General features: G+C 56.4%; 28 protein-coding genes. 18 read left to right on the top strand and 10 right to left on the bottom strand.

What is annotated here, in order from left to right:
• Positions 1 to 145: 145 nt before the first annotated feature.
• The 3 genes from BM029_RS06695 to BM029_RS06685 all read left to right on the top strand — a co-directional run bounded on the left by BM029_RS06695 (position 146) and on the right by BM029_RS06685 (position 1,811).
• Entirely contained in the window at positions 146 to 613 is a 468-nt protein-coding gene (locus BM029_RS06695) for an Lrp/AsnC family transcriptional regulator (RefSeq protein ID WP_092433819.1), read from the top strand.
• 115 nt (positions 614 to 728) lie between these two features.
• On the top strand, positions 729 to 1,361 hold the full coding sequence (locus BM029_RS06690) for a cysteine hydrolase family protein (protein ID WP_092433817.1): 633 nt from the start codon (positions 729 to 731) through the stop codon (positions 1,359 to 1,361).
• A 39-nt stretch (positions 1,362 to 1,400) separates the two neighbouring features.
• Positions 1,401 to 1,811 (top strand): tautomerase family protein, encoded by a 411-nt coding sequence (locus BM029_RS06685; RefSeq protein WP_092433815.1) that lies wholly within the window; start codon positions 1,401 to 1,403, stop codon positions 1,809 to 1,811.
• On the opposite strand, the gene BM029_RS06680 is transcribed toward BM029_RS06685, so the two are convergent.
• Positions 1,808 to 2,119, bottom strand: coding sequence for a 2Fe-2S iron-sulfur cluster-binding protein (locus BM029_RS06680; RefSeq protein WP_092433813.1), 312 nt, complete (start codon positions 2,117 to 2,119; stop codon positions 1,808 to 1,810). The two genes, BM029_RS06685 and BM029_RS06680, sit on opposite strands and share 4 nt — an antisense overlap.
• 137 nt (positions 2,120 to 2,256) lie before the next feature.
• Between BM029_RS06680 and BM029_RS06675 the strand changes: the two genes are divergently transcribed.
• A complete protein-coding gene (locus tag BM029_RS06675; protein ID WP_092433811.1) occupies positions 2,257 to 2,421 on the top strand; it encodes a DUF3096 domain-containing protein in 165 nt (54 codons plus the stop codon).
• 31 nt (positions 2,422 to 2,452) lie between these two features.
• On the opposite strand, the gene BM029_RS06670 is transcribed toward BM029_RS06675, so the two are convergent.
• Positions 2,453 to 3,355, bottom strand: coding sequence for a LysR family transcriptional regulator (locus tag BM029_RS06670; protein WP_092433809.1), 903 nt, complete (start codon positions 3,353 to 3,355; stop codon positions 2,453 to 2,455).
• Positions 3,356 to 3,402: 47 nt separating this feature from the next.
• Positions 3,403 to 4,443 carry a BMP family ABC transporter substrate-binding protein gene (locus BM029_RS06665; protein WP_170851009.1) on the bottom strand — a complete coding sequence of 347 codons (1,041 nt, stop codon included), beginning with the start codon at positions 4,441 to 4,443 and terminating at the stop codon, positions 3,403 to 3,405.
• 312 nt (positions 4,444 to 4,755) lie between these two features.
• On the opposite strand from BM029_RS06665, the gene BM029_RS06660 reads away from it, so the two are divergent.
• Complete coding sequence (locus BM029_RS06660; RefSeq protein WP_092433881.1) at positions 4,756 to 5,526, top strand: class II glutamine amidotransferase; 771 nt, start codon at positions 4,756 to 4,758, stop codon at positions 5,524 to 5,526.
• Positions 5,527 to 5,557: 31 nt separating this feature from the next.
• On the opposite strand, the gene BM029_RS06655 is transcribed toward BM029_RS06660, so the two are convergent.
• On the bottom strand, positions 5,558 to 6,325 hold the full coding sequence (locus tag BM029_RS06655) for an exodeoxyribonuclease III (protein WP_092413931.1): 768 nt from the start codon (positions 6,323 to 6,325) through the stop codon (positions 5,558 to 5,560).
• Between the two features lie 240 nt (positions 6,326 to 6,565).
• Here BM029_RS06655 and pyrE point away from each other — a divergent pair, with 240 nt between their 5' ends.
• Both pyrE and BM029_RS06645 read left to right on the top strand, forming a co-directional pair.
• Positions 6,566 to 7,231 (top strand): orotate phosphoribosyltransferase, encoded by a 666-nt coding sequence (gene pyrE, locus BM029_RS06650; RefSeq protein ID WP_061945005.1) that lies wholly within the window; start codon positions 6,566 to 6,568, stop codon positions 7,229 to 7,231.
• A gap of 94 nt (positions 7,232 to 7,325) precedes the next feature.
• Positions 7,326 to 7,970, top strand: a complete 645-nt coding sequence (locus tag BM029_RS06645) for a DUF4124 domain-containing protein (protein ID WP_092433805.1) — start codon at positions 7,326 to 7,328, stop codon at positions 7,968 to 7,970.
• Between the two features lie 53 nt (positions 7,971 to 8,023).
• Here the strand turns inward: BM029_RS06645 and gatB are convergent, their stop codons facing one another.
• From gatB to gatC, 4 genes are all read right to left on the bottom strand, one after another.
• Entirely contained in the window at positions 8,024 to 9,478 is a 1,455-nt protein-coding gene (gene gatB, locus BM029_RS06640) for an Asp-tRNA(Asn)/Glu-tRNA(Gln) amidotransferase subunit GatB (RefSeq protein WP_092433804.1), read from the bottom strand.
• Between the two features lie 124 nt (positions 9,479 to 9,602).
• The gene (locus BM029_RS06635) at positions 9,603 to 10,130 is read right to left on the bottom strand and encodes a hypothetical protein (protein ID WP_092433803.1); all 528 of its coding nucleotides are present in this window, start codon (positions 10,128 to 10,130) and stop codon (positions 9,603 to 9,605) included.
• Between the two features lie 16 nt (positions 10,131 to 10,146).
• A complete protein-coding gene (gatA, locus tag BM029_RS06630; protein WP_092433802.1) occupies positions 10,147 to 11,613 on the bottom strand; it encodes an Asp-tRNA(Asn)/Glu-tRNA(Gln) amidotransferase subunit GatA in 1,467 nt (488 codons plus the stop codon).
• Positions 11,614 to 11,706: 93 nt separating this feature from the next.
• A complete protein-coding gene (gene gatC / locus BM029_RS06625; protein ID WP_061541870.1) occupies positions 11,707 to 12,009 on the bottom strand; it encodes an Asp-tRNA(Asn)/Glu-tRNA(Gln) amidotransferase subunit GatC in 303 nt (100 codons plus the stop codon).
• 247 nt (positions 12,010 to 12,256) lie between these two features.
• Between gatC and BM029_RS06620 the strand changes: the two genes are divergently transcribed.
• The 11 genes from BM029_RS06620 (at position 12,257) to BM029_RS06570 (ending at position 23,956) form a co-directional block, all read left to right on the top strand.
• Positions 12,257 to 13,300, top strand: a complete 1,044-nt coding sequence (locus tag BM029_RS06620; RefSeq protein ID WP_041742639.1) for a rod shape-determining protein — start codon at positions 12,257 to 12,259, stop codon at positions 13,298 to 13,300.
• Positions 13,301 to 13,478: 178 nt separating this feature from the next.
• A complete protein-coding gene (gene mreC / locus BM029_RS06615) occupies positions 13,479 to 14,489 on the top strand; it encodes a rod shape-determining protein MreC (protein WP_092433800.1) in 1,011 nt (336 codons plus the stop codon).
• Entirely contained in the window at positions 14,486 to 14,998 is a 513-nt protein-coding gene (gene mreD / locus BM029_RS06610) for a rod shape-determining protein MreD (RefSeq protein ID WP_092433798.1), read from the top strand. Before mreC ends, mreD begins: the two co-directional genes overlap by 4 nt.
• Before the next feature lie 75 nt (positions 14,999 to 15,073).
• A complete protein-coding gene (mrdA, locus tag BM029_RS06605) occupies positions 15,074 to 17,086 on the top strand; it encodes a penicillin-binding protein 2 (protein ID WP_092433796.1) in 2,013 nt (670 codons plus the stop codon).
• A gap of 8 nt (positions 17,087 to 17,094) precedes the next feature.
• On the top strand, positions 17,095 to 18,207 hold the full coding sequence (gene rodA / locus BM029_RS06600; protein WP_092433792.1) for a rod shape-determining protein RodA: 1,113 nt from the start codon (positions 17,095 to 17,097) through the stop codon (positions 18,205 to 18,207).
• 76 nt (positions 18,208 to 18,283) lie between these two features.
• The gene (locus BM029_RS06595; RefSeq protein ID WP_092433788.1) at positions 18,284 to 19,405 is read left to right on the top strand and encodes a septal ring lytic transglycosylase RlpA family protein; all 1,122 of its coding nucleotides are present in this window, start codon (positions 18,284 to 18,286) and stop codon (positions 19,403 to 19,405) included.
• A gap of 263 nt (positions 19,406 to 19,668) precedes the next feature.
• Positions 19,669 to 20,514, top strand: coding sequence for a phosphonate ABC transporter ATP-binding protein (gene phnC, locus BM029_RS06590; protein WP_244544942.1), 846 nt, complete (start codon positions 19,669 to 19,671; stop codon positions 20,512 to 20,514).
• Positions 20,515 to 20,611: 97 nt separating this feature from the next.
• Positions 20,612 to 21,592: a phosphonate ABC transporter substrate-binding protein gene (gene phnD / locus BM029_RS06585; RefSeq protein ID WP_092433784.1), complete on the top strand. Its 981-nt coding sequence runs from the start codon at positions 20,612 to 20,614 to the stop codon at positions 21,590 to 21,592.
• A 27-nt stretch (positions 21,593 to 21,619) separates the two neighbouring features.
• A complete protein-coding gene (phnE, locus tag BM029_RS06580) occupies positions 21,620 to 22,399 on the top strand; it encodes a phosphonate ABC transporter, permease protein PhnE (protein WP_244544941.1) in 780 nt (259 codons plus the stop codon).
• Positions 22,400 to 22,538: 139 nt separating this feature from the next.
• Positions 22,539 to 23,033, top strand: coding sequence for a GNAT family N-acetyltransferase (locus BM029_RS06575; RefSeq protein ID WP_092433780.1), 495 nt, complete (start codon positions 22,539 to 22,541; stop codon positions 23,031 to 23,033).
• 71 nt (positions 23,034 to 23,104) lie between these two features.
• Positions 23,105 to 23,956, top strand: a complete 852-nt coding sequence (locus BM029_RS06570) for a D-hexose-6-phosphate mutarotase (RefSeq protein ID WP_170851008.1) — start codon at positions 23,105 to 23,107, stop codon at positions 23,954 to 23,956.
• On the opposite strand, the gene fmt is transcribed toward BM029_RS06570, so the two are convergent.
• Both fmt and def read right to left on the bottom strand, forming a co-directional pair.
• Complete coding sequence (gene fmt, locus BM029_RS06565) at positions 23,953 to 24,906, bottom strand: methionyl-tRNA formyltransferase (protein WP_092433775.1); 954 nt, start codon at positions 24,904 to 24,906, stop codon at positions 23,953 to 23,955. The two genes, BM029_RS06570 and fmt, sit on opposite strands and share 4 nt — an antisense overlap.
• A gap of 99 nt (positions 24,907 to 25,005) precedes the next feature.
• Positions 25,006 to 25,536, bottom strand: a complete 531-nt coding sequence (gene def, locus BM029_RS06560; RefSeq protein ID WP_092433773.1) for a peptide deformylase — start codon at positions 25,534 to 25,536, stop codon at positions 25,006 to 25,008.
• Positions 25,537 to 25,597: the final 61 nt, after the last annotated feature.

Raw genomic sequence — 25,597 nt, 5'->3', positions numbered from 1 at the left:
TTCTGTATTTATAGGTTTGGTGCAAGGTTTAATGCCGTGCTGCTGCATCTGGCTACATGATAATCACAAGCACTGGAAATATTTGTGCATAATTGATCATAAATTGGATGTAATCTGCACGAATCGTGCATGGAAGGGGAGTGAGATGGAAAAACTGGATCGTTATGACCGTATTTTGCTGCGGACCTTGCAGGCTAACGGGCGCGCTTCGAATGTGGAGTTGTCCGAGCAAGTCAATTTGTCGCCGCCGCAGTGTTACCGGCGGGTGCAGCGGCTGGAGAAAGAGGGCATCATCCGCGGCTATGCGGCGCAAGTGGAACCGGCTGCCATCGGTCTTGGCGTAGTTGCCTTCGTTAACCTGAATATCGCGCGTGAACAATTCAAGCAAGTGCGCAAGCTGGAAAAGGCGATCCGCCTGTTTCCGGAAATCCTGGAGTGCTACACGATTTCAGGGGATTTCGATTATTTGGTGAAAGTGGCTGCGAGTGACTTGAAGTCGCTGTCGGCGTTCCTGACCGATAGGTTGATGCAGGTGCCGGGAGTGGCCGGCGTGCGGTCGATGGTGTGCCTGGAAGAGATCAAGCCGTCCAGTCCGTTGCCATTGGCGGACTAATCGCCTAAACCGTTATTTGTGCTAATCCAGCACAAATAATGTGTCGCCAGTCTGCTGTTCTCTGCCTGGCTGCGGGCATAACCTGTGTACTCCAGATCACAAACAGGAGCCTCACATGACCACCTCGGCTAACAAACTGAACGGCAACCCAACCATTCGCACCATCGCCGGCGCTACCGCCAGCACCAGTCTCGATCCAAAATCGACTGCCTTGCTGGTGATTGACATTCAAAACGAATATTTTGACGGCCAGTTACCAATTCCTGACGGCATGCTGGTGTTGCGTAACGCCAATCGCCTGATCTCGCTGGCCGATCGGCATGGCATGCCGGTGTTTCATATCCAGCAGTGGAGTCCGGCTGCGCGGCCGTTGTTCACGCAAGACACCGTAATGGCTGAAATCCATCCGGAAGTACAACGCGCTCCGCATCATTCGACCATCCGCAAGCTTTTCGCGAGTTCTTTTGCCGGCACCGATTTGCAACAGCAATTGCTGGCCAAGGGCATCAAGACACTGATCATCAGCGGTTTGATGACCAACAATTGCGTCGCTGCTTCGGCCTTCGATGGCGTCGCCAATGGCCATAAGGTCATCATCGCCAGCGATGCCAGCGCCACCCGCGATATTGAAACCTGGGATGGCAGCGTGATCAATCACAAGGATCTGCATCGGGCGGTATTGACCGGATTGTCCGATGCGGTTGCAGAAATCCGTACCACCAGCGCGATTCTCGAACTGGTCAGCTGAGACCTGTATTTTTAATTAACTAAATATGGAGTTCGCATCATGCCTATCCTTACCGTACTGCTATCCACCACACCTGACACTACCGTTTCAGCCAAGGTCGCCAGCACCTTGTCGCGTCTGACCGCGGCGATCCTGCACAAGAAACCGGAACTGACGTCGATTGCGATTTCGCATGTCGATCCGGCGCACTGGTTTGTCGGCGGCCCGTCCTTGGCGGCGCAGGGAAAAACCAGTTTCTTCCTCGACATCCGGATCACCGATGAAACCAATACTGCCGATGAAAAGGCGGCGTATATCAATGCTGTATACAAGGAAATCGGCGCATTGCTGGGTGATCTGCATCATGAAAGCTATGTCCATGTCCACGATGTGCGCGGTGCAGCTTATGGTTTCGGCGGACTGACGCAAACGCATCGGGCGGTCGCGGCGCAGCTGCAAGCCGGGCGTTAACCGGAGGCGGGCAGGTCGCTGGCCCGAGGTTCTTCGATTACCAGGTCTGATTGCGGATAGGCGATGCAGGGCAGTATGTAGCCGTCCTTCTTTTCATCGCTGCTCAGGCCGGGCCACTCGATCTGGTAACGTATCTGCCCACTCAACAGGCGGCACATGCAGGTACGGCATGTGCCGTTTCTGCACGAGCTCGGTAAATTGACGGCTGCGTGCCGCGCAGCCTCAAGCAAAGGGATGGCGCCGGACGTAACAAACGTCGATCCCTTCGGTTCAATGCGAACGGTGAATTCGTCCGGCACAAGTGACATTCTGTAACCCTCTAAATTGCTACTGATAAATCATCGTATGATGGCGGTGATCTTGTAAAATCCCTGGCTTGACCGCGGCATCGCCCGCCAGTGTGAAGCGGGCCGCGTTTGCCATTCTCCATCATAAAAAATTGCCTATGAATCTTCATCTTTCGCTTGTACCGGTGGTTTCCCTGCTTGCCGGTGTTTTGATCCTGGTCATGCCCAAACTCTTGAACTATATCGTCGCTTTCTATCTGATAGCCATCGGCTTGATTGGCTTGATTGGCTTGTTCGGCGGCCATTTCCACCTGCATTTATAGAACAGCTGCGGATCGTCAATTCGTCAATTCGTCAATCCCAGCGCGGAGTGCTGTACCAGGCTGCCGCAAAATCGACAAACGCTCTGACTTTCGGCGACAGGTGCCGGTTTTGCGGATAGATCGCATATAGATCACGCGGTTTCATCGTGTAGTCGGGCAAGACTTGCAGCAGATCGCCGCGTCGCAGATCCTCATGCACGATGAAAGAACTGGTAGCGGCGATACCCAGGCCAGCCAACGCCGCCGAGCGTAAAGCGATGCCGGTGTTGGCTTGCAGAGTACCGCGCACGTTCACCGTGTGCTCGCTGCCGTCGGCGGCGTGGAACTGGAATTCACTGGACTTGTGCGCCAGCGTATAAGTCAGGCAATTATGTTGCGTCAGGTCGCTCGGCTGCTGCGGTACGCCATGCCGTTGCAGATATGCCGGTGAAGCCGCCAACAGTATCTCGCAGCGTGCCAGACGTTTTGCCACCAGGGTCGAGTCGGGCAGGGAACGGGTCAGGCGCAGCGCGACATCGAAGCCTTCCTCAATCACATCGACCAGGCGGTCGTTGCAGACCAGATCCACGCTGAGTTGCGGATTGGCCAGGATGAATTGCGGCAGCCATTGCGCCAGTTCCAGCGTGCCGAACGCCATCGGCGCATTAATCCGCAACATGCCGGAGGGGCGAGCCTGATGTGCCGACACGGCCTGGGCGGCGTCATCTATCTGATCGATGATCTGGCGGCTGCGTTCGTAGTATTCCTGGCCGGCTTCGGTCAGCGCAAAGCGGCGCGTGGTGCGATTCAGCAGTTGCGCACCCAGCTGCAGCTCCAGCTGGCGCACCTGGCGCGAGACGATGGTGTGCGACTGGTTGAGTTCTGCGGCGGCAGCGGTGAAGCTGCCGGTCTCGACTACGCGCCGGAATGCGCGCATCGCTGCCAGTTGATCCATGCCGCTCCACCCTGAATAAAACCACCACGCTATCAGAATCGCGGCATTTAATCTATTTTGAGCTGGCCACTGACGATGGCCTTGTTGGCTTCGCGTAGTTTTAACACCACCGGCCGCTGACGCAGGATCTCACACTCCGAATAAGCCGCGTCCAGGCCCAGCGCGGTCAAGGATACCGCCCCTTCTTTCAAGCCGAAATCAAAGCGTGGCTCGGTCGAGCCCGCGGTCGAACTGTTAACCAGCAAACCTACTGCCATCACGATTGCCGTATCGGCATGCACTTCGACGTTGTCGAGCACGCGTCCTGCGGCTTGTATGCATTGGTTGACGCCGCTGCCGATCGCCCTGGCGCGCGACTGTGGCGTCAATGCCTTGAATACGCCGGAATTGCTGCCGGCGGCGGCGGCCCAGATGACGTCGACGCCATCGCCGAGCATGGTCTTGGTCAGCATTTCTGCACGCGGCGGGTCGTTGAAAGGTTGCGCGCCTTCCACCCACATAGTTTCATGAATCGAGATGCCAGGTTTGGCCGCGCGTGCGCCAGCCACGAAAGCCGCGCTGTTTTTCAGGCGCAAGGGGGTGTTAACGGCGCCGATCATGCCGATCTTGCCGGCGCTCGACGCGAGTGCAGCCTGCATGCCGGCCAGATAGCTTGCCTCGTTTTCGCGGAAAGTGATGCAGGTGATGTTGGGAGCGGCATTGGGGATGCAGTGTTCCAGAATCAAAAAGCGGGTTTGCGGCGCCTGGCGCGCTGTGTTCTCCAGGATTTCCTTGAATTCAATGCCCATCAGCACCACAATCTTGGCGCCTTGCCTGACCGCATTGTCCAGTTGCTGCTGGCGGCCGGCGCGGGTCGCCACGCTTTCCAGGGTGCTGGCTTGCATCCGGTATATTTTGGCAGCGTTATTGACGCCGCTAGTGCCTTGTTGCAGCAGTACATCGTCGTTGTTGGGCACCGGCCGCACGTAGATGATCTTGGGCAGGTCGGCGGCGCTGGTAATAGCGCTCACGCTTGCCAGCAGTAGTGCCAGCGGTAGCAACAACAGCCACCAGCGCACAGGTGGTTTGTGATGTTTATGACATTCCATTTCGCTAATAACGGGGCGTGTGTCCGTGCAGGACGTGTGGGGGGCCAGCGACATTGTCTCTTCCTCTTTATAAGGCGCCGAATCTGATGTCGGCACGCATTTGTTCTCACATATTGCTGGTAAAGAGGCTCCGGGCCATTTGACGGTGGCTATACAAGGTATAGCGCCAAGGTGATATGTGGCGGCGTAGCCCCCAATATTTAACTTTTGATTCGCGCTGCTGCGTGATACCGTTATCAAGTTGCAATTCCAGCTGAAGTATTAAGCTGAAATTTGCGCGCTGTTTTCGTCTATTTCACTTGGTTCACGAATATGTGTCAGTTACTTGGAATGAACTGCAATGTGCCGACCGACATTGTGTTCAGTTTTACCGGCTTTGCCACGCGCGGCGGCCAGACCGGCCATCATAGCGACGGTTGGGGCATCGCCTTTTTCGAAGGTAGCGGGGTGCGTCATTTCGTCGATTACCAGGCGGCGATTGCATCGCCGGTAGCGGAGCTGATCCGGCGTTGCCCGATCAAGTCGAAGAATGTCATCGCCCATATCCGCAAAGCTACGCAAGGGCAGGTGGCGTTGCAGAATTGCCATCCGTTTGTGCGCGAATTATGGGGGCGCTACTGGGTGTTCGCCCATAACGGCGATCTCAAGGAATTTGCACCGCTCCTGAACGGGCCGTACCGCCCGGTAGGCAATACCGACAGCGAACTGGCGTTTTGCTACCTGTTGCAGCAGCTACGGCAGCGCTTCGGCGATACGCCACCGCCGCCGGCTGAGTTGGTGGCCGCCTTGCGCGAACTGACACAGCAGATTGCCACCCACGGTACCTTCAACATGATGTTGTCGGATGGCTCCGCCCTGTACACGCATTGCTCAACCAATCTGTATTACATCGTGCGCCAGTTTCCGTTTGCCGAGGCCCATCTGTCGGATGAAGATGTCAGCGTCGATTTCTCGCAAGTAACTACACCGCAAGACCGGGTGGCAGTAATTGTCACGGAGCCGTTGACTACCAATGAGGTATGGACCAAGTTTAACGAGGGCGAGCTGATCGTCTTTGTCGACGGTCAGCCGGTATCGCTGTAAGGCTTAGCCTTAGACTTGCCCTCATCCAGACTCAGCTGTAGTCGATCGTCAGCGGCGCGTGGTCCGAGAAGCGCTCGTCTTTGTAAATTGCCACGGCATGCGCATTGGCTGCGATGCCAGGTGTCGTGATGTGGTAATCGATACGCCACCCGACGTTCTTGGCCCAGGCCTGGCCGCGGTTGCTCCACCAGGTGTATTGCTCATCGCGCTGGTCGACCACGCGGAAAGCATCGACCAGGCCCACTTGTTCAAACAGATGAGTGAGCCAGGCGCGTTCCTCAGGCAGGAAGCCCGAATTCTTCTTGTTGCCCTTCCAGTTTTTCAGGTCGCGTTCCTGATGCGCGATATTCCAGTCGCCGCAAATGACGACTTCGCGACCGCTTTCCTTGAGTTGTTGCAGATGCGGCAGGAAGGCTTCCATGAAGCGGAACTTGGCAATTTGCCGTTCTTCGCTGGAAGAGCCGGACGGGCAGTACAGCGAAATCACCGTCAGATCGCCGAAATCGCATTCCACATAACGCCCCTCGGCATCGAATTCAGGATTTCCAAAGCCGATCCGTACCGCGTTCGGCTTGCGTTTGCTGTATAGGCCGACGCCAGAGTAGCCCTTCTTTTCAGCGTAATGGAAGTGTCCGACGTAACCTTCGGGCGCGAGGAATTCCGGCGTCATGTCGGCAGCTTGCGCCTTTAGCTCCTGGACGCAGATGAAATCGGCAGACTGTTTGGCCATCCATTCAAAGAAGCCTTTTCTGGCCGCTGAGCGGATACCGTTGAGATTGGCGGAAATGATTCTTGGCATGTTTGATAGATAAAAAAAGTAATAATGGGGATACCCGGCAAGCACTAAGGATAACCGAAGGACCGTGGTAGCGTGTGGCAGGCGTCGACGGCAGCCGGTAAAAATCCGGCCGCGGGCAGGCACGGTGTTTGCACTTACTGCTGTGGAAGGGATGAACTCCATTTAAAATGGCGGTCTGGTGTCGCTATTGCGCTGCAAATAGCGACAAAATTTGTCAGCATCAACCGTCTGGAGTGCATTTTGAACAATTTACGTCAACAATTTATTGAATTTGCGGTAAAGGCCGGAGTGCTGAAGTTCGGCGAGTTCGTGACCAAGGCCGGGCGGACCTCGCCGTATTTTTTCAATGCGGGCATGTTTAACGAGGGCGCCGCACTGGGCCAGCTGGCACAATTTTATGCACGCACCCTGATCGATTCTGGTTTGCAATTTGACATGTTGTTCGGGCCAGCCTACAAGGGCATCACGCTGGCATCAGCGACCGCGGTGGCGTTGGCGGCGCAGGGACGCAATGTGCAGTTTGCCTATAACCGCAAGGAAGCCAAGGATCACGGCGAGGGCGGCAACATCGTCGGCGGCCCATTGAAGGGGCGGGTACTGATCATTGACGACGTGATTTCGGCCGGAACTTCGGTGCGTGAGTCGGTCGAGATGATTCGCGCCGCCGGTGCCACGCCATGTGCGGTAGTGATCGCGCTGGACCGGATGGAGCGGTCCGGCAAGGATGATGCACTGTCGGCTAATTCGGCAGTGGAAGAAGTGACGCAAGCGTACGGCATGCCGGTGATTTCGATTGGTAACCTGAACGACTTGCTGGAATATATTTCCGGCGCTGGCGCAGATGCCGAGCTGAACCGTTATCAAGCTGCAGTGGCAGCTTACCGGGAACGTTACGGCGTAGCGTGATCGCTGATCGGTGATCGCACTACGTGCGACACTGCTGAATCGTAGCCAGAAGGTCGGATTGCAACATGCAAAGTGTCGACACGTGGATGACCGAATGAATCGTATTGCTCTTACTCTTAAGCGGGGTTTGTTTTTCAGCGCGGCAGGCCTGCTGCCGCTGCTTGCGCACGGCCAGATTTATACCTGCAAGGATGCTGCCGGACGTACGGTCACCGCAGACCATCCGATGCCGGAATGTGCTGATCGCAAAGTCGTGGAGCTGAGCAAGGCGGGAGTCATAAAACGGGAAATCCCGGCGCCGCTGACCGCCGAGCAAAAGCGCCAGCAGCAAGCGTTGGAAGACAAGCGCCGGGCCGAGGTGGCAGCGGAAGAGCAGCAGCGCCAGCAAGATCGCGCGTTGCTGTCCCGTTATCGTAGCGAAGCCGATATCGAGTCTTCGCGCCGTTACTATCTGTCGCTGTCGCAGGATTTGATCAAGCGCGACCAGGTCGGCATTGACGATGCGAAGTATCAGTTAAAAGCCGCCTATACGGAAGCCGAGTTTTACAAGCACAGGAAAACGTTGCCGGTTTCATTGCGCAACAAGATAGACGAAGCCAATCGGGACATCGCCTACAACCAGAAAAACATGGTGGACCATCAGGCCGAGCTAGGACGCATCAACGGCAAGTTCGATGAAACGGTGAAGCACTATCGGGAATTGATGAGTACGATGCCTGAGGCGCAGGCGTCGCGCTAAGAATTTTTGAGGCGGTGACAATGCGGCCGGCGTAAGCGCCGGCCGCATGCATTTTAAGCGGTCAGTTTCTGTTTCAGCAGTTCAGTCAATTGCACCGGATTGGCTTTCCCCTTGCTGGCTTTCATGGCTTGCCCGATCAGGGAATTAAAGGCTTTCTCCTTGCCGGCACGGAATTCTTCGACCGATTTGGCGTTTGCGGCCAATACTTCATCGATGATCTTTTCCAGTGCGCCGCTATCGGAAATCTGCTTCAAGCCCTTGCTTTCGATAATCTCGTCGGCCAGATTTTCCTGCGCGGATCGGGCCTCCCACATGGCGCCGAATACTTCCTTGGCGATCTTGTTGGAAATTGTCCCATCCTCGATTCGTTGCAGCAATACCGCCAATTGTTTCGGGCTGACTGGCGCTTCGGAAATGTCGACATTTTCGCGGTTCAGCGTGGAAGACATGTCGCCCATTAACCAGTTAACCGCAGGCTTGGCTTGTGCGCCGCTGGCGGTGGCCGCTTCAAAATAGCCCGCCATTGCCTTCGATTGCGTCATCGCCGCAGCATCATAGGCCGATAAACTGAAGTCGCGCACGAAACGTTCACGCATCGCGTCTGGCAATTCAGGCATGGTTGCCCTGACGCGCTCAACCCATTCTGCACTGATCGCCAGCGGCGGCAGGTCAGGATCCGGGAAGTAACGATAATCCTGCGAATCTTCCTTGCTGCGCATCGAACGGGTTTCTTTCTTGTCCGGGTCGTACAGGCGGGTTTCCTGCACGACAGTGCCGCCATCTTCGATCAGTTCAATCTGGCGGCGAATTTCGTAGTTAATCGCCTCTTCCATAAAATTGAATGAATTGAGGTTCTTGATTTCGGTGCGGGTGCCGTAGGCAGCCTGACCGACCGGGCGCACCGAGACGTTGGCGTCGCAACGGAAAGAGCCTTCTTGCATATTGCCGTCGCAGATCCCTAGCCACATCACGAGAGAGTGCAAGGCTTTGGCGTAGGCGACCGCTTCGGCAGCGCTGCGCATATCCGGTTCGGTGACGATTTCCAGCAGAGGCGTGCCGGCGCGGTTGAGATCGATGCCGGTCATGCCTTGATAGTCTTCATGCAGCGATTTGCCGGCGTCTTCTTCCAGATGCGCGCGTGTCAGCTGCACGGTCCTGAGTTCGCTCTTGCCGTCTTTTTCCAGGAGGAAGGAGACCTTGCCGCCTTGCACCACCGGGATTTCAAACTGGCTGATCTGATAGCCTTTCGGCAGGTCGGGATAGAAATAATTCTTGCGCGCGAAGATCGATTGCGGCGCAATCGTTGCATTCACCGCCAGGCCGAACTGGATCGCGCGCTCTACCGCGCCACGGTTCAGCACTGGCAGTACGCCTGGCAGCGCCAGATCGACCGGGCTGGCCTGGGTGTTGGGAGCAGCACCGAACTGGGTCGACGAGCCGCTGAAAATTTTTGAGTTGGTCGAAAGTTGCGTATGCGTTTCCAGACCGATCACGACTTCCCACTGCATAATAATTTCCTTATTTGTCTTGGTTAGGACTTACACAAAACTGCCCCAGCGGCGTTACTCCTCCTAGCCGTACATTCGTACTGTCTTCGTCGTCGTGCCTTGCTGGAACAGTTTTGCGTAAGTCCTATTGGTAGTTACACTCGCCGGTTTTCAAATCCACCGACAGCTCAGTAAAGTTTACTCTTGATCCGCACAATGCCGGGCAGCTTGGCAGAACGTGCAATTTGTCGCCATCGCGTTGCAAACGGATGCTGCAATTCATGCCGTGATTGAAAGAGTCGTAGCCGCGTTGATGACGTGCCGCGACTGGATCTTTCAACGTGATGCGCCAGTTGTCTGTCTGTCCGTCTTCCTGAAGTTCGGCTTGCAGCCCGTCGCCGGTATCGATGCTGCATTCGAAACCGTGGGTCGGCCGGTACTGCGCCGACTCCCAGCGGAATGCTTCGATCTTGTCGCCATCCAGCTTGAATTCGCCGGTGTCGCCATAAATCACTTTTTCACCATCTTCATCACGCGTCAGCGAGCAGCCGAATTTGGTCTGCAATTGCTGTGCCTGGACAACCGGTGCCATCAACGCAGCGCCCAAGGCCAGCACGACAGGCACCGTCAGCGTAGAACGGCGAGCGGTGAAAAAACGCAAGATCGTTGGCATGGTTTACCGATCGTGCTTAATCAGGGCTACGCAAATGCCAGTCAGTCACGCGCTGATACTGATGCGCAACGTTGAGCAGCTTCGCTTCGTCGTAATAATTACCGATGATTTGCAGTCCGACCGGGCGCTTTGCATTCTTCTCGCCCTGGCCGAAACCGCAAGGTATCGACATGCCCGGCAAGCCGGCCAGGCTGGTCGACAGCGTGTAGATATCCGCCAGGTAGTTGGCGACCGGATCGTCTGCCTTGGCGCCCAGATCCCACGCCACGGTCGGCGATACAGGTCCCATGATGACGTCGCATTGGCGGTTCGAGCCGGTCAGCGCGTTCTGGAAATCCTGCGCAATCAGGCGCCGGATTTTTTGCGCTTGCAGATAGTAGGCATCGTAATATCCATGCGACAGCACATACGCACCGACCAGGATCCGGCGCTTCACTTCTTCGCCGAATCCTTCCGCGCGCGACTTCTTGTACATGTCGGCCAGGTCTTTGTAATCGGCGGCGCGATGGCCGTAACGGACCCCGTCGAATCGGCTCAGGTTGGACGATGCTTCGGCTGGCGCGATCACGTAATAGACCGGAATCGACAGCTCGGTTTTCGGCAGTGAAATATCAACCAGCGTGGCGCCAAGTTTTTCATATTCCTGCAGCGCCGCGCGCACAGCTTGTTCGACATCGGCTGACAGGCCGCTGCTGAAATATTCGCGCGGAATGCCTATGCGCAGGCCCTTCAGGTCCTGGTTCAGGTTGGCGCTGAAATCTTCTTTCTTGCGTTCCAGGCTGGTCGAATCACGAGGATCGAAGCCGGTCATGGCGTTCAGCAGCAGCGCGCAATCTTCCGCGGTTTGCGCGATCGGGCCGGCCTGGTCCAGCGACGACGCGAAGGCGATCATGCCGTAGCGCGAGACGCTGCCGTAAGTCGGCTTGATGCCGGTGACGCCGCACAAGGACGCCGGTTGACGAATGGAGCCGCCGGTATCGGTGGCGGTCGCGGCCGGCGTCAGGCGTGCAGCTACAGCGGCTGCAGAACCGCCGGATGAGCCGCCCGGAATTGCTGTTTTATCCCAAGGATTCTTGACCGGACCGAAATGCGAATTTTCATTCGATGAGCCCATCGCGAATTCATCGCAATTCAATTTACCCAAGGTCACCATGCCGGCGTTATTGAAGTGTTCCACCACGGTGGCGTCGAACGGGCTGGTGTAGTTCTCCAGCATTTTCGAACCGGCGGTAGCGCGCCATCCGCGCGTCACGAAAATATCCTTGTGGGCGATCGGCACGCCGGTCAGCGGCGTGCTGTCGTTTTGCGCCAGGCGCTGGTCGGCAGCGCGCGCCTGTTGCAGCGTCAGTTCCTGGTCGACATGCAAAAATGCATTCAGATCGCTTTGTCCGATGCGCGCCAGATACAGTTGCGCCAGTTCCTCGGCCGAAATCTTCTTTTCGTGCAGTAACACTGACAGTTGCTTGAGAGTTTTGGTATGCATGAGAATTTTTTAAAATCTGCTGACTTAATTTGTTGAAGCAAATGGTGGGTGGGCAAAAAATTTGCTCACCCTACCTATTGAAGACAGAGTAATTTATTCGATTACCTTCGGCACCAGATACAGGCCATCTTCAGTTGCCGGCGCTACCTTTTGATAGTCTTCGCGATGATTCGACTCGGTCACCACGTCGTCGCGCAAGCGCAACGACAAATCCTGCTGAAGCGCGGCAATCGGGTGGCTCAGCGGCTCGATGCCGGTGGTATCCACAGCCCGCATTTGCTCGACCAGCGAGAAAATACCGTTCAATTTATCGAGCGTGGAAGCGGCCTGGTCTTCGGTGAGTTCGAGGCGTGCTAAATTGGCAATGCGCTTAACGTCGGAAAGGGCTAATGACATGATTTTCGATGGCGCACGAGGGCGCTGCTGCTATTATGGTTAAAAAAGAAACACTTCGCTTGCCGATGACTTCTCAGATTTTTGCAAAAAGCAAGCATTTTGAGCGCTATACGCCCTAATTTGAGTCAAATTATAAGGTAGAATGTTGCGTCCATGCGGCAGGTAATAGATCTTTACCATGCGCCGGATACTAGACACCCCCCTAAAAAACGTTTGAGCGCATCATTGTTGCGCATTGGAACAATTCATGTTTGGATTTTTACGCAGTTACTTTTCGAATGACCTGGCGATTGACCTGGGTACCGCGAATACGCTGATTTATGTACGCGATCAAGGTATCGTCCTGGATGAGCCCTCGGTTGTTGCGATTCGCCAGCAAGGCGGCCCTAACGGCAAGAAAACGATTCAAGCTGTCGGCCGTGAAGCAAAACAGATGCTGGGTAAAGTCCCGGGCAATATCGAAGCGATCCGGCCGATGAAAGACGGTGTGATTGCCGACTTTACCGTCACCGAGCAGATGCTCAAGCAATTCATCCGCATGGTGCACGACACCAAGCTGTTCAAGCCTTCGCCGCGCATCATCATTTGCGTACCGTGCGGTTCGACCCAGGTTGAGCGCCGCGCGATTCGCGAATCCGCGCTGGGCGCAGGCGCATCCCAGGTATTCCTGATCGAAGAACCGATGGCGGCAGCAATCGGCGCCGGTTTGCCGGTATCGGATGCAACCGGTTCTATGGTGGTCGATATCGGCGGCGGCACTACCGAAGTCGGCATCATCTCGCTGGGCGGCATGGTCTACAAAGGTTCGGTACGCGTCGGCGGCGATAAATTCGATGAAGCCATCGTCAATTACATCCGCCGAAACTACGGCATGCTGATCGGCGAACAAACCGCTGAAGCCATCAAGAAGGAAATCGGTTCCGCCTTCCCGGGTTCGGAAGTGCGCGAAATGGAAGTCAAGGGACGCAATCTGTCGGAAGGCATTCCGCGCTCGTTCACCATCTCCAGCAACGAAATCCTGGAAGCCCTGACCGACCCGCTCAACAACATCGTTTCCGCCGTCAAGAACGCGCTGGAACAGACGCCGCCGGAACTGGGCGCCGACATCGCCGAAAAGGGCATGATGCTGACCGGCGGCGGCGCCTTGCTGCGCGATCTGGACCGTCTGCTGATGGAAGAAACCGGCTTGCCGGTGATTGTCGCCGAAGACCCGCTGACTTGCGTGGTGCGCGGCTCCGGCATGGCGCTGGAACGGATGGACAAGCTGGGCTCGATCTTTTCTTACGAGTAATCCAGGCTGATGCGACGCTTGCCCAACCTCACTAGTTTGATCTTGAGGTCGGGTAGCGGCAACCGGGTCGGTGCATTGTGCATGCGACCCGTTGTCATATCTACGGTATGAATACGAACATGAGCACGAATGTGTTTGCACCGCCAGCCACTGACCAATCCGAATCTGTCGATTATTGATGGAATACAGTCCACCACCCCTCTTCAAGCAAGGTGCTTCAGCTCGCGCCAAGGCGGTAATATGCACGCTGTTGGCGCTGGCGCTGCTGATTGCCGATTCACGCATACATGCTTTGCTGTTGCTGCGCCAGACCGCCGGCACCGCGCTCTATCCGTTGCAGATGGTGGCTTTGATGCCGCGTAACGCTGCCAATAGCGTGATCGATTATTTTTCTTCGCTGTCGACGGTGGAAAAAGAAAATCAGGCTCTGCGTAGCCAGCAAGGCGAGCGCGCCCAGCAATTGCAACAGGCGCAACTGCTGGCCGCTGAAAATGCGCAACTACGCAACTTGCTGGGAGCCGAGCAGCGTGTGCCGGTGAAGTCCCTGATGAGCGAAATCCTGTACGACGCACGCGATCAGTTCGCTCGCAAGGTGATCTTGAACCGCGGTTCACGGCATGGTGTCGCCACCGGCCAGCCGGTGATCGACGATACCGGCATCGTTGGCCAGGTGACGCGCGTCTTCCCGTTTACCTCCGAGGTGACGCTGCTGACCGACAAGGATCAGGCGATCCCGGTGCAGGTGCTGCGCAACGGTTTGCGTAGCGTTGCCTACGGCCGCGGCCAGTCCGGTTACCTGGATTTGCGCTTTGTGTCGTTCAATGCCGATATCAAGAAGGGCGACGTGTTGGTGACATCCGGTATCGACGGCGTTTATCCGGCCGGCTTGTCGGTAGCCAAGGTAGTGCAGGTCGAATCGAAATCGACCGATGCATTCGCCCATATCGTTTGTGAGCCGATCGCCGGCATCGACAGGCACACCCAGTTGCTGATCCTGCTGGTCGATCCGAGCCCGATCGCGCGGCCGGACGACGAAGCGGCGGTCCCTGACAGTAAAGCCGACATACTCAGCAAACGCCGTCTGACCGAAAGCACGCGTGACAAAACCAGAGAAGCGGCGAAAGAAGCAGTGAAAGACAATAACCCCGACGGCGCCCGCAAGAATCCGCAAGGAGCAGGTGTCCGATGATGCGTCCTCATTACATCCTGTTGCCGGCCAATCCATTGTTCATTGCGATGACATTGCTGTTGGCGTTCCTGCTCAACTTGTTGCCGTGGGGGCAGTGGCCGGGCGTGCCGGATTTCGTCGCGCTGGTGCTGGTGTTCTGGAGCATTCACCAACCGCGCAAGATCGGCATCGGCATTGCCTTTTGCATGGGCTTGCTGATGGATGTGCACGAAGCCACCTTACTTGGTCAGAACGCGCTGGCCTATACTCTGTTATCGTACTTTGCGATCATGATCCATCGCCGCGTGCTGTGGTTCTCGGTGGGCGTCCAGGCTTTGCACGTGCTGCCTTTGATGTTGTTGACACAGTTGATACAGTTGATCATCCGCATGTCCGTCAGCGGCAAGTTCCCCGGCTGGCTGTATTTTTCCGAGAGCTTTGTCTGCGTAGCATTGTGGCCGTTAGTAGTGTGGCTGTTGCTGGCGCCGCAACGCCGTGCGGTCGACCGCGATGACAATCGCCCAATTTGATATTCATCGCCGGCGGCCGATGTTGCCAGTGTTGCTAATCGCAACTCCGATGTCAGCTTTAGCCTTAGTTTACCCATGACCGAATTTAAAAATACCGAGCGCGAACTACGAAATTTCCGGTTGCGGATCTCGGCGGCCGTGGTTTTCGTGCTGATCTGTTTCGGCCTGCTGGGCGCACGCTTTGTCTGGTTGCAAGTAATACGCCACGATGCCTACGCGGCGCAAGCCGAGGACAACCGGATTTCGCTGGTGCCGGTAGTGCCGAACCGCGGCCTGATCATGGACCGCAACGGCGTCGTCCTGGCGCGTAATTATTCCGCCTACACACTGGAAATCACCCGTTCCAAAATCAAGGGCGATCTCGAAAGCGTGATTGACGATCTGGCGCAGATCGTCAGCATTACACCGAAAGACCGGCGTCGCTTCAAGAAGTTGCTGGAAGATTCCAAGAGTTTTGCCAGCCTGCCGATCCGCACCCGTCTGAGCGACGAAGAAGTGGCGCGCTTCACCGCGCAGCGTTATCGCTTCCCGGGGATCGATGTGCAGGCGCGCTTGTTCCGTCAATATCCGCTGGGCCAGGTGGCGGCCCATGTTATCGGCTATATCGGCCGCATCAACCAGAAGGATGCCGATCGGATCGAGGATAGCGATGACGCCGCGAACTATAAAGGCACCAGCTATATCGGCAAGGATGGCCTGGAAAAGAGTTACGAGCAGCAGTTGCACGGCACCACCGGTTACGAAGAAATCGAAATCGCCGCCAGCGGGCGCGCAGTGCGCAACATGTCGCACGTTTCTGCGATACCGGGCAACAACCTGATCTTGTCGATCGATATCGAACTGCAGAAGGTGGCAGAGGAAGCATTCGGCGATCGCCGCGGCGCCCTGGTAGCGATCGAGCCGTCCACCGGCGACGTGCTGGCGTATGTCTCGCAGCCGTCGTTCGACCCGAATCTGTTTGTCGAAGGCATCGATCAGCAAAGCTGGGACGAGCTGAATAATTCGCCCGATCACCCGTTGATCAATCGCCCGATGAGCGGCACTTATGCGCCGGGGTCGACCTACAAGCCGTTCATGGCGCTGGCAGCGCTGGAACTGGGTAAACGCACCACTTCTTTCGCTATCAACGATATCGGCTATTTCATGTTGGGCGGGCACCAGTTCCGCGACGACAAGGTAGGCGGCCACGGACGGGTAGACATGTACAAGTCTATCGTTGAATCTTGCGATACCTATTACTACATGCTGGCCAACGACCTGGGCCCCGACACCATCCACGATTTCATGAAACCGTTCGGTTTCGGCCAGTTGACCGGCATCGACCTGGAGCACGAGCAGCGCGGAATATTGCCGTCGACTGACTGGAAGCGTAAATACTACAAACGGGTGGCAGCGCAGAAGTGGGTCGGAGGCGATACGATTTCACTTGGAATCGGCCAAGGCTTCAATGCTTTCACGCCGCTGCAGATGGCGCATGCGGTAGCGACCCTGGTTAACGATGGGGTGGTGATGAAACCGCATCTGGTGAAGATCATCGAAGATGGCACAACGCGCACCCGAACGGAAACCGTGCCGAAGGAAAGTTACCGGATTCCGCTGAAGCAGGAAAATATCGATTTCATCAAGAAGGCGATGGTGGGTGTAACGCACGAAGGTACCGGGAGAGCAATATTTGCCGGCGCCGGTTATGAATCGGGCGGCAAGACCGGAACAGCCCAGGTCTTAGGTATCAAACAAGGCGAGAAATACGACAAAAGGCACAATAACACACGCTTGGCGGACAATGCCTGGTATACCGCGTTCGCACCTGCCGACAAGCCGCGCATCGCGATTGCAGTGATTGTTGAAAACGGCGGCTTCGGCGCGGCGGCGGCGGCGCCGATCGCGCGCAAGGCACTGGATTTCTATTTGCTAGGCAAACGTCCGGGGGATAGCGGCAAGGCAGCGTCGCCGGCGGCACCAGCGACAGCACCGGTGTCGGTAGAAGACGATACCGCGCCGGCACAGCGTGACAACCAGGCCAAACCCGCCGAGGGTACTGAAGACGCCTATAAACCAGGCGAAGAAACCCCAGGTAATCGCGAGTAATTGGAACCATGAATCTGACCGATAAACATACCGTCTGGCAAAATATCAAATCGCATATTGCGGTGTTTGACGGCGCCTTGTCGCTGATTATGTTTCTGATATTGTCAGTAGGCATTGTCACCTTGTATTCAGCCGGAATCGATTTCCCGGGAAGAGTAGAAGACCAGTTGCGCAATATCCTGGTGGCGTTCGTCATCATGTGGATTGCCGCCAATATTCCGCCGCAGACCCTGATGCGGTTTGCGATACCGGCCTATGCACTGGGCGTGTCGCTGCTGATTGCGGTGGCGGTGTTCGGGATAGTAAAAAAAGGTTCGCGCCGCTGGATCAATATCGGCATGGTCATCCAGCCTTCGGAAATCATGAAAATCGCGATGCCATTGATGCTAGCCTGGTATTTCCAGAAGCGCGAAGGCATGATCACCTGGCGTGATTACGTGGTGGCGGCATTGCTGCTGGCATTGCCGGTCGGCTTGATCATCAGGCAACCGGACCTGGGCACAGGCACCCTGGTGCTGGCGGCAGGATTCTACGTGATCTTCCTGGCCGGCTTGTCGTGGCGCATCCTGATCGGCCTGGCAGTCGCCGCTGCAGCCAGCCTGCCGGTGCTGTGGTCGGTGCTGCACGACTATCAGCGGCAACGCGTGATGATGCTGATCGATCCCACTTCGGATCCGCTTGGCAAAGGCTTCCATATCATCCAGTCGACCATTGCGGTCGGCTCCGGCGGGATTTTTGGCAAAGGCTGGCTGAAGGGCACGCAAGCGCATCTGGAATTTATTCCGGAACGCACTACCGACTTTATTTTTGCGGTATTTTCCGAAGAGTTCGGCATGATCGGCAACGGCGTCCTGCTGTTCCTGTACATGTTGCTGATCGGCCGCGGCATGATGATCGCGGTCAATGCACCCACCATGTTCACGCGCCTGCTCGCCGGGTCCATCACATTGATCTTCTTTACTTATGCATTTGTCAATATGGGTATGGTCAGTGGCATTTTGCCGGTAGTTGGCGTACCTTTGCCATTCATGAGTTATGGCGGCACCGCGCTGGTCACCCTGGGGTTGGGCGCCGGCATATTGATGAGCATCCAGCGCCATCGCAAATTGATACAAACCTGAGCATGGTTGAACTTGTACGGCAAAAGCCGGGTCCATCCATGCAATTATTTTTGTCCAGACACCATCAGGAGAGTGCATGGTAGGCAAGCAAAGCGGTAAACTCCGCTGCTACAACGTTGTTACATATTCCGGTGCCTTGCTGCTGTCGCTGATTCTGGCCGGCTGCGGCACCTCGCCACAAACATCTTCGACGCCGTCGGCGCCGGTCCAGTCAGGCTCCGCCGGCAAAACTGCCGGCCGTAACGTTCCCGCGCTGCCACCGGCAGGCTCCGGGCGCGGCGGTTACTACAAGGATGACGGCCCGGGCGATGCCACGCCTGAAGGGCTGCTAGATACGCCGGATGCGATTCCCGTAGTTGAACCCTACTCGCGCACAGGCAACAAGCCGTATGTCGTGTTTGGCAAGACTTACACCCCGATGACAGACGACCAGCCGTTCAAGCAACGAGGCGTCGGCAGCTGGTATGGCAAGAAATTCCATAAGCAAAAGACGTCTTCCGGCGAACTGTACGATATGTACAAGATGACAGCCGCGCATCCAACGTTGCCGATCCCGTCCTATGCCCGGGTGACCAATCTGAAGACTGGCGCGCAGGTGATTGTGCGGGTCAATGACCGCGGGCCGTTCCACTCGAGCCGTATCATCGACCTGTCTTATACCGCAGCCCTGAAACTGGGCTATCTCGGCAGCGGCAGCAGTCAGCTGGAGGTGGAGCGTTTGCTGCCGGCGGATATTGCCGCTATTAATAAACAGCGCGGCAACGCGCCGGCATCGCAGGCAGCGACGTCGCCGGTACCGACACCGACCAAGAGCGAGCCGCCCAGGGACACCACGGCCGCCGCCACAGTGACTACCGAAGCGGTCGAGATGCCGGTGTCGACTGCACAACCGCTGCTGATCAGTCCAGAGCCGCAAGTGCAGACACCAAGCGCAAGCTCGGCTACCGACAACAGCAATTCGCTGGCCGCCGGGTTTTACCTGCAGTTCGGGGCATATTCGCAGCAAGCCAATGCCGACGGCGCCCGCGCCCGCCTGATGCAGGAGTTGTCGGGGCTGGTCACTTCGCTCGACAGCATTGCGGTGAATGGCTTGTATCGTTTATATGCCGGCCCATACACCAGCCGGGTCGACGCCGACAGCGTCCTGCAACAGATCCGGCAACGCACCAGCGCTACGCCAATCATCGTCCAGCGTTAGATCGCACGGGCGTTATCAATCCAGCCACATGCCAGTGATGGCGGTGCGTTTCCCGGTACAGTCGGTCCGATCGTCTCCCGTAGTTATTCAAAACACATCCCTTTGCAGAATTAGTAGTCGCTTGTAAAAAAGCGGGCTTGAATACGCTTGCCGAAGATGTTCGACTTGGTTTGTTGTAACCGAATGGTCACAGAAACTTCATACGCCTGACATATTTGACCGCAATACTTCGGCCATTCAAAAGCGCAATGGCGGTAAATATCATGGTTGAAATCAAAGGTTTGTCAAAAACGTTCCGCGGCGGTTTCCGCGCCCTGGACAATGTCAGTCTGCGTTTCGCACAAGGCGAGATGGTGGCGTTGATCGGCGCATCCGGCTCTGGGAAATCGACTCTTTTACGACATATTTCCGGACTGATGGCTGCAGATAACAGCGGCGGCACAATCTCTATCGATGGTCATGCGGTGCAGAAGGATGGCATCGTCGATCGCAATATCCGTGCGGTGCGCGCCAACGTCGGCTTCGTATTTCAGCAATTCAATTTGGTCGGCCGCTTGCCGGTGTTGACCAATGTATTGACTGGCGGCCTGTCACGCATGCCGCTCTGGCGCAGCTGCTTCAAAATATTCACCGCTGAAGAGAAAGCACTGGGCCTGGAAGCGTTGGCGCGGGTTGGCATTTCCGATCACGCCTACAAACGTGCTTCCGCACTCTCCGGCGGCCAGCAGCAACGGGCTGCAATCGCCCGCACCATCGTGCAGAAGGCGCGCGTGGTGCTGGCCGACGAGCCGATCGCTTCGCTGGATCCGGAATCGGCGCGGCGCGTCATGCAAACGCTGGCCGACGTTAACCAGCGTGATGGCAGCACGGTCATCGTGTCGCTGCATCAGGTCGATGTGGCCTTGCGCTTCTGCCCGCGCACTGTGGCGCTGCACAAAGGCCGTGTGGTGTACGACGGCCCGTCCAGCGCCTTGACGGAGCCAATGCTGCGCGAGTTGTACGGCAGTGAAGCAGAAGACATCCTGGGCGGCTCCAATAGCCTGACCCGGCCGGCAGTAGCAGTGCCAACGCCGTTCGATAGCGTACCGGCGCTGGCAGTCGCGGCCTGAAGACACATTCTGCACATTCCGTAATTGAACTTTATTCCTATCGTCACCCCGATCGTCATCTCTATCAGTCATACCTAACACTCAGGAGTTTCAAATCATGTTGGCAAAATTATTTTCCGGCGCTGCAATGACAGTGGCAATGCTGGCAGCGACGGCTTCCGTGGCCCATGCCGACGACATCAAAGAACTGAATTTCGGCATTATTTCGACCGAATCGTCGAAAAACCTGACGCAAGACTGGCAGCCGGTGCTGGATGAGTTAAGCAAGCGCACAGGCATCAAGGTCAACGGCTTCTTCGCTTCCGACTACGCCGGCATTATCGAAGGCATGCGCTTCGGTAAAGTGCAGATGGGCTGGTTCGGCAACAAGTCGGCGATGGAAGCGGTCGACCGCGCCAGCGGCGAAGTGTTCGCACATGTGCTGAATCCGGATGGCAGCGCTGGTTATTACAGCCTGGTCGGTGTGCAAAAAGACAGCCCGAACAAGAGTATCGAAGACATCTTGAAAAATTCGAAGAGTTTGACCTTCGGTATTGGCGATCCGAACTCGACTTCCGGTTTCCTGGTGCCTAGCTATTACATTTTCGCCAAAAACAATGTCGATTCGAAGACAGCGTTTAAAGTGATCCGCACTTCCAACCACGAAGCCAATATCCTGGCGATCGCCAACAAGCAGATCGATGCAGCCGTGTTCGCCTCGGACACCATGGACCGGATCGAAGAGCGTCAGCCAGCGGTTGCCAAGGAAGTCCGGATTGTCTGGAAATCGCCGTTGATCGCTGCGGATCCGTTGGTATGGCGTAAAGACTTGCCGGCAGACGTCAAAGCCAAGGTCAAGAATTTCTTCGTCACCTACGGCAAGACCGGTCCTAACGCAGCACAGGAAAAGGCGCAACTGGCCAAGCTGAATTACAGCGGTTTTGAAGCGTCCAGCGATGCTCAGCTGACCCCTATCCGTCAGCTGGAACTGTTCAAGCAAAAAGGCAAGCTGGAATCGGATGCCAACCTGAGCGCGGAAGACAAGAAAGCCAAGCTGGACGACATCAACCGTAAATTATCCGACCTGGCCAAATCCTAAGCAATGACAAGTCCTGTATCTCTGAAAATGCAAAACACGCTCCCTTTGCCGCCCAAGCAACCGATTGGCCGGACCTTGTTCTGGGGCGTGTTGCTGGCAGTCCTGATCGCCTCGTGGAAGGGCGCCGACATGCGCCCGCTCGAGTTGTTGCGCGACGGCGGCAACATGGGTATTTACGCTGCCAGTTTTTTTCCGCCTGATTTTCACGACTGGCGCACCTACCTGCAAGAATTGCTGGTAACCATACAGATCGCGGTCTGGGGTACGGCGCTGGCAGTGGTGTGCGCGGTGCCATGCGGCTTACTGGCATCCTCCAATATCGCTCCGGCCTGGGTCAACCAGCCGGTGCGCCGTTTGATGGATGCGGCACGCGCGATCAACGAAATGGTGTTTGCGATGCTGTTCGTGGTGGCGGTTGGCTTGGGCCCGTTTGCCGGCGTGCTGGCGCTGTTTGTGGCGACTACCGGGACTTTGTCCAAGCTGTTCTCGGAAGCGGTTGAAGCTATCGATCCGCAGCCGGTCGAAGGGATACGCGCTACCGGCGCCAATGCACTGGAAGAAATTGTCTACGGCGTGCTGCCGCAGGTGATGCCTTTGTGGATTTCTTACGTGCTATATCGTTTCGAAGCCAATGTCCGTTCGGCGACGGTGGTCGGCATGGTCGGCGCCGGTGGCATCGGCGTGATTCTGTGGGAAGTGATCCGCAGCTTCGAATATGCCCAGACTTGTGCCGTGCTGATCATGATCGTGGTTGCAGTAAGCGTGATTGATCTGATGTCATCGCGTTTGCGTAAGCTCTTCATCTAAATAATTCCTTCTGTTTTCGTATCCATGATTGGCGCGCTGCCTGCGATTTATCGCAAGCCGGTCGCGCCATTTTTCTATCCGCGTAATTTTCGGTATAGTCTTTATCCTCTCGAATCAATCCGACACGGAGTAAAGACCAATGACTGCCACCGCTTCCGATCATCCTTTGCCACGCGCTGCTGTTACCGTGCGCCAGGCTACCCTCGACGACGCTGAGACCCTGGTAGCGCTGCTGGCCGAGATGGACGATGAACCGACGCGCGCCACGCTGGACGCCGCCGGCGCCCGCCAGATCATGGCCAGGATGGCTGCCTATCCGTATTTCCGGGCATTCCTGGTCTATGCCGACGACGTTGCGGTAGGCACTTTCAGTCTCCTGGCTTTTTGCAGCCTGACCCATGAAGGTACACAGCAGGCCGTGATGGATGCCGTCGTCATCAGCCGCGCATGCCGGGGGCAGGGTATCGGTAGCGTGATGCTGGATCATGCCGTGCGGATTGCCGGCGAGGCCGGTTGCTACAAGATTGCCCTGTCGTCCAATCTGAAGCGTATGGACGCGCATCGTTTCTATGAAAATTTCGGTTTTACGCAGCACGGAATCAGTCTCGCCGTTCCGGTTCCCAAATCGGTATAACGCCGGCGGGAGCAGCAAGCGGGTGTCACAAGTGGGAGCATAATATGCCCCTAGCCACAGGAGACATGATTTTGCCAAATTCAGAAAATCTGCAAGCGACTGACGATTTCATCATTGCAACTGCCGCCGACGGCGCGCAGGTGGGAGTGACGCTGCATGGCGGCCATGTTTGTTCCTGGCGTACACCGGATGGCGTCGAGCGTTTATTCATGAGCCCGTTGAATTCATGGCTTAGCGACAGCGCAATCCGCGGTGGCATTCCGGTAATTTTTCCACAATTCGCCAGCGAAGGGCCGTTACCCAAACATGGTTTTGCACGCACCAGCGCCTGGACCTTGCTGGAGTCTTCGCGCCAGATAGACGGTAGCGGATTGATTCGCCTCGGCCTGGCCGATTCTGAACGAACCAGGCAAGTATTTCCGCACACGTTTTCGCTCGAATTGCGCGTGCAATTTTCCGGCGAGACGTTGAATACCGAGCTGATGGTGACGAATAATGGCGATCAGCCTTTCGAATTCACCTGTGCCCTGCATACTTATTTGAATGCAGATATTGCCGATGCCGCTGTGTACGGACTCAGCGGTTATCGTTATCGTGACTCCGTCGACAGCCGCCGGATCAAGATTGCGGATGAAGAAGTCCTGCATATCACCAAGGAGGTTGACCGGGTTTATTTTGCGGTTGATAAACCGATTACCCTAGGTGGCCGCAAGCAAAGCAAGATCGCAACCCAGACCGGGTTTGCCGATGCGGTGGTGTGGAATCCGTGGGAAAACGGCTGCGAGCAAATTGCCGATCTGAAGTTGGATTCTTATCGGCATTTCGTGTGCATCGAGGCTGCCACGGTTGAGCATCCAATCACGTTGACACCGCGTGCGGTCTGGAGCGGTGCTCAAAATTTGGAATGCGTGTTGATCGCCTAGTCGAACTTTCCACCCTGCATCGGGAACGCCCTCAGAAACTCAGCCACCGGCAGGCGCTTGCCACCCGGTTTTTGTAATTCTGTAATGCGCAATGCGCCACTGCCGCAAGCCACGATCACGCCATCTTGCGGATCGGCGCTGATGATCGTTCCTGGTGCGTGCTTGTCATCTGAGGCAACTACTTTTGCGTGCCACAATTTCAAAGTGGTCCCGGCAAACACAGCGGAGGCAGCGGGGAACGGATTGAATGCGCGTATCTTGCGCTCCAGCACATCGGCTGGCAGTGTGAAATCGAGAGCAGCTTCTTCCTTGCTGATCTTGGCGGCATAGGTTACGCCTTGCTCCGGCTGCGGCGTCGCCGGCAGAGCATTCTGTTCCAGGCGACGCAGTGCTTCGACAATCATGTCGCCACCGAGTTTTGCCATCTTGTCATGCAGGGTCCCAGTGGTGTCGTCGGCGCTGATCGCCATTTTCTCGATCAACAACATGGCGCCGGTATCCAGCCCCTGATCCATCTGCATGATGGTGATGCCGGTCTCGCTGTCGCCAGCTTCAATCGCCCTGTGGATAGGGGCGGCGCCACGCCAGCGCGGCAGTAGCGAGCCGTGGATGTTCAGGCAGCCGAGCCGCGGGATGTTCAAGACGCTGAGCGGCAGGATCAGGCCGTAGGCAGCGACCACCATGATGTCGTGCGGCGTTGCCTGCAACAGTTCATGCGCTTCCCTGGCTATCTCTGGATACTTGCCATCCTGCCGCAGCGATACCGGTTGCGCTACCGGTATCTGATGTTCCAATGCAAATTGCTTGACTGGCGATGCATGCAGTTGCATGCCGCGGCCGGCCGGGCGATCGGGCTGGGTCAGCACCAGCGGGATCTGATGGCCGGCGTCGTGCAAGGCTTTGAGCGCCACGGCGGCGAATTCGGGGGTACCGGCGAAGATGATTTTCATGGGGCGATGGTACAGCAGCAGGCCAAAAACGATCGCGGGACAAACTGCAAGAGTCGCCAGGCGCTTCTCACACTTTGTCCCGCAACATGGAAAAGTTGTTTATCTTGTAGCGTATTGCTTGTCGCGCTTCTGCTCGCGTTCTTCCTTGAGCATCTTGGCCTTGATCCGGTTGCGCTTCAAAGGCGACAGGTATTCAACGAATACCTTGCCCATCAAGTGATCCATCTCATGCTGGATGCACACCGCCAGCAAGCCATCGGCGTCGACTTCGAACGGGTTGCCGTCGGCATCCAGTGCGCGCACCTTCACCCGCGCCGGGCGTTCGACGCCATCGTAGACGCCAGGCACCGACAGGCAACCCTCGTCGTAAATCTGTTTTTCTTCACTGGCCCAGAGAATCTGAGGATTGATGAAAACGCGCAAGTCGTTGCCGGCATCGGACGTGTCGATGACCATCAATTGTTCATGGACATCGACTTGCGACGCAGCCAGGCCGACGCCCGGCGCTTCGTACATGGTCTCGGCCATGTCGGCGATCAATTTTTTGAGCCGAGTGTCAAAAACTGTCACTGGTTTGGCAATTTTGTGCAAACGAGCGTCAGGGTAACGCAGGATATTTAATAAAGACATACAAGGTTACGTAACAATTTAGGCGATTTGGAAGGGGGTTTCTCTTGCTAGTTCAATCGAT

The sequence above is a fragment of the Collimonas sp. OK607 genome (genome assembly GCF_900111995.1).
Classification (GTDB): domain Bacteria; phylum Pseudomonadota; class Gammaproteobacteria; order Burkholderiales; family Burkholderiaceae_D; genus Collimonas.
The sequence above is the reverse complement of the archived record's forward strand: the minus strand, read 5'-3'. Positions and strand labels throughout refer to the sequence as shown.

What these genes read in the sequence shown, in the direction of transcription:
- BM029_RS06695 (WP_092433819.1), top strand. Translation starts at nt 146, where the DNA reads ATGGAAAAACTGGATCGTTATGACCGTATTTTGCTGCGGACCTTGCAG.
- BM029_RS06690 (WP_092433817.1), top strand. Translation starts at nt 729, where the DNA reads ATGACCACCTCGGCTAACAAACTGAACGGCAACCCAACCATTCGCACC.
- BM029_RS06685 (WP_092433815.1), top strand. Translation starts at nt 1,401, where the DNA reads ATGCCTATCCTTACCGTACTGCTATCCACCACACCTGACACTACCGTT.
- BM029_RS06680 (WP_092433813.1), bottom strand. Translation starts at nt 2,119, where the DNA reads ATGTCACTTGTGCCGGACGAATTCACCGTTCGCATTGAACCGAAGGGA.
- BM029_RS06675 (WP_092433811.1), top strand. Translation starts at nt 2,257, where the DNA reads ATGAATCTTCATCTTTCGCTTGTACCGGTGGTTTCCCTGCTTGCCGGT.
- BM029_RS06670 (WP_092433809.1), bottom strand. Translation starts at nt 3,355, where the DNA reads ATGGATCAACTGGCAGCGATGCGCGCATTCCGGCGCGTAGTCGAGACC.
- BM029_RS06665 (WP_170851009.1), bottom strand. Translation starts at nt 4,443, where the DNA reads ATGGAATGTCATAAACATCACAAACCACCTGTGCGCTGGTGGCTGTTG.
- BM029_RS06660 (WP_092433881.1), top strand. Translation starts at nt 4,756, where the DNA reads ATGTGTCAGTTACTTGGAATGAACTGCAATGTGCCGACCGACATTGTG.
- BM029_RS06655 (WP_092413931.1), bottom strand. Translation starts at nt 6,325, where the DNA reads ATGCCAAGAATCATTTCCGCCAATCTCAACGGTATCCGCTCAGCGGCC.
- BM029_RS06645 (WP_092433805.1), top strand. Translation starts at nt 7,326, where the DNA reads ATGAATCGTATTGCTCTTACTCTTAAGCGGGGTTTGTTTTTCAGCGCG.
- gatB (WP_092433804.1), bottom strand. Translation starts at nt 9,478, where the DNA reads ATGCAGTGGGAAGTCGTGATCGGTCTGGAAACGCATACGCAACTTTCG.
- BM029_RS06635 (WP_092433803.1), bottom strand. Translation starts at nt 10,130, where the DNA reads ATGCCAACGATCTTGCGTTTTTTCACCGCTCGCCGTTCTACGCTGACG.
- gatA (WP_092433802.1), bottom strand. Translation starts at nt 11,613, where the DNA reads ATGCATACCAAAACTCTCAAGCAACTGTCAGTGTTACTGCACGAAAAG.
- gatC (WP_061541870.1), bottom strand. Translation starts at nt 12,009, where the DNA reads ATGTCATTAGCCCTTTCCGACGTTAAGCGCATTGCCAATTTAGCACGC.
- BM029_RS06620 (WP_041742639.1), top strand. Translation starts at nt 12,257, where the DNA reads ATGTTTGGATTTTTACGCAGTTACTTTTCGAATGACCTGGCGATTGAC.
- mreC (WP_092433800.1), top strand. Translation starts at nt 13,479, where the DNA reads ATGGAATACAGTCCACCACCCCTCTTCAAGCAAGGTGCTTCAGCTCGC.
- mreD (WP_092433798.1), top strand. Translation starts at nt 14,486, where the DNA reads ATGATGCGTCCTCATTACATCCTGTTGCCGGCCAATCCATTGTTCATT.
- mrdA (WP_092433796.1), top strand. Translation starts at nt 15,074, where the DNA reads ATGACCGAATTTAAAAATACCGAGCGCGAACTACGAAATTTCCGGTTG.
- rodA (WP_092433792.1), top strand. Translation starts at nt 17,095, where the DNA reads ATGAATCTGACCGATAAACATACCGTCTGGCAAAATATCAAATCGCAT.
- BM029_RS06595 (WP_092433788.1), top strand. Translation starts at nt 18,284, where the DNA reads ATGGTAGGCAAGCAAAGCGGTAAACTCCGCTGCTACAACGTTGTTACA.
- phnC (WP_244544942.1), top strand. Translation starts at nt 19,669, where the DNA reads ATGGTTGAAATCAAAGGTTTGTCAAAAACGTTCCGCGGCGGTTTCCGC.
- phnD (WP_092433784.1), top strand. Translation starts at nt 20,612, where the DNA reads ATGTTGGCAAAATTATTTTCCGGCGCTGCAATGACAGTGGCAATGCTG.
- phnE (WP_244544941.1), top strand. Translation starts at nt 21,620, where the DNA reads ATGCAAAACACGCTCCCTTTGCCGCCCAAGCAACCGATTGGCCGGACC.
- BM029_RS06575 (WP_092433780.1), top strand. Translation starts at nt 22,539, where the DNA reads ATGACTGCCACCGCTTCCGATCATCCTTTGCCACGCGCTGCTGTTACC.
- fmt (WP_092433775.1), bottom strand. Translation starts at nt 24,906, where the DNA reads ATGAAAATCATCTTCGCCGGTACCCCCGAATTCGCCGCCGTGGCGCTC.
- def (WP_092433773.1), bottom strand. Translation starts at nt 25,536, where the DNA reads ATGTCTTTATTAAATATCCTGCGTTACCCTGACGCTCGTTTGCACAAA.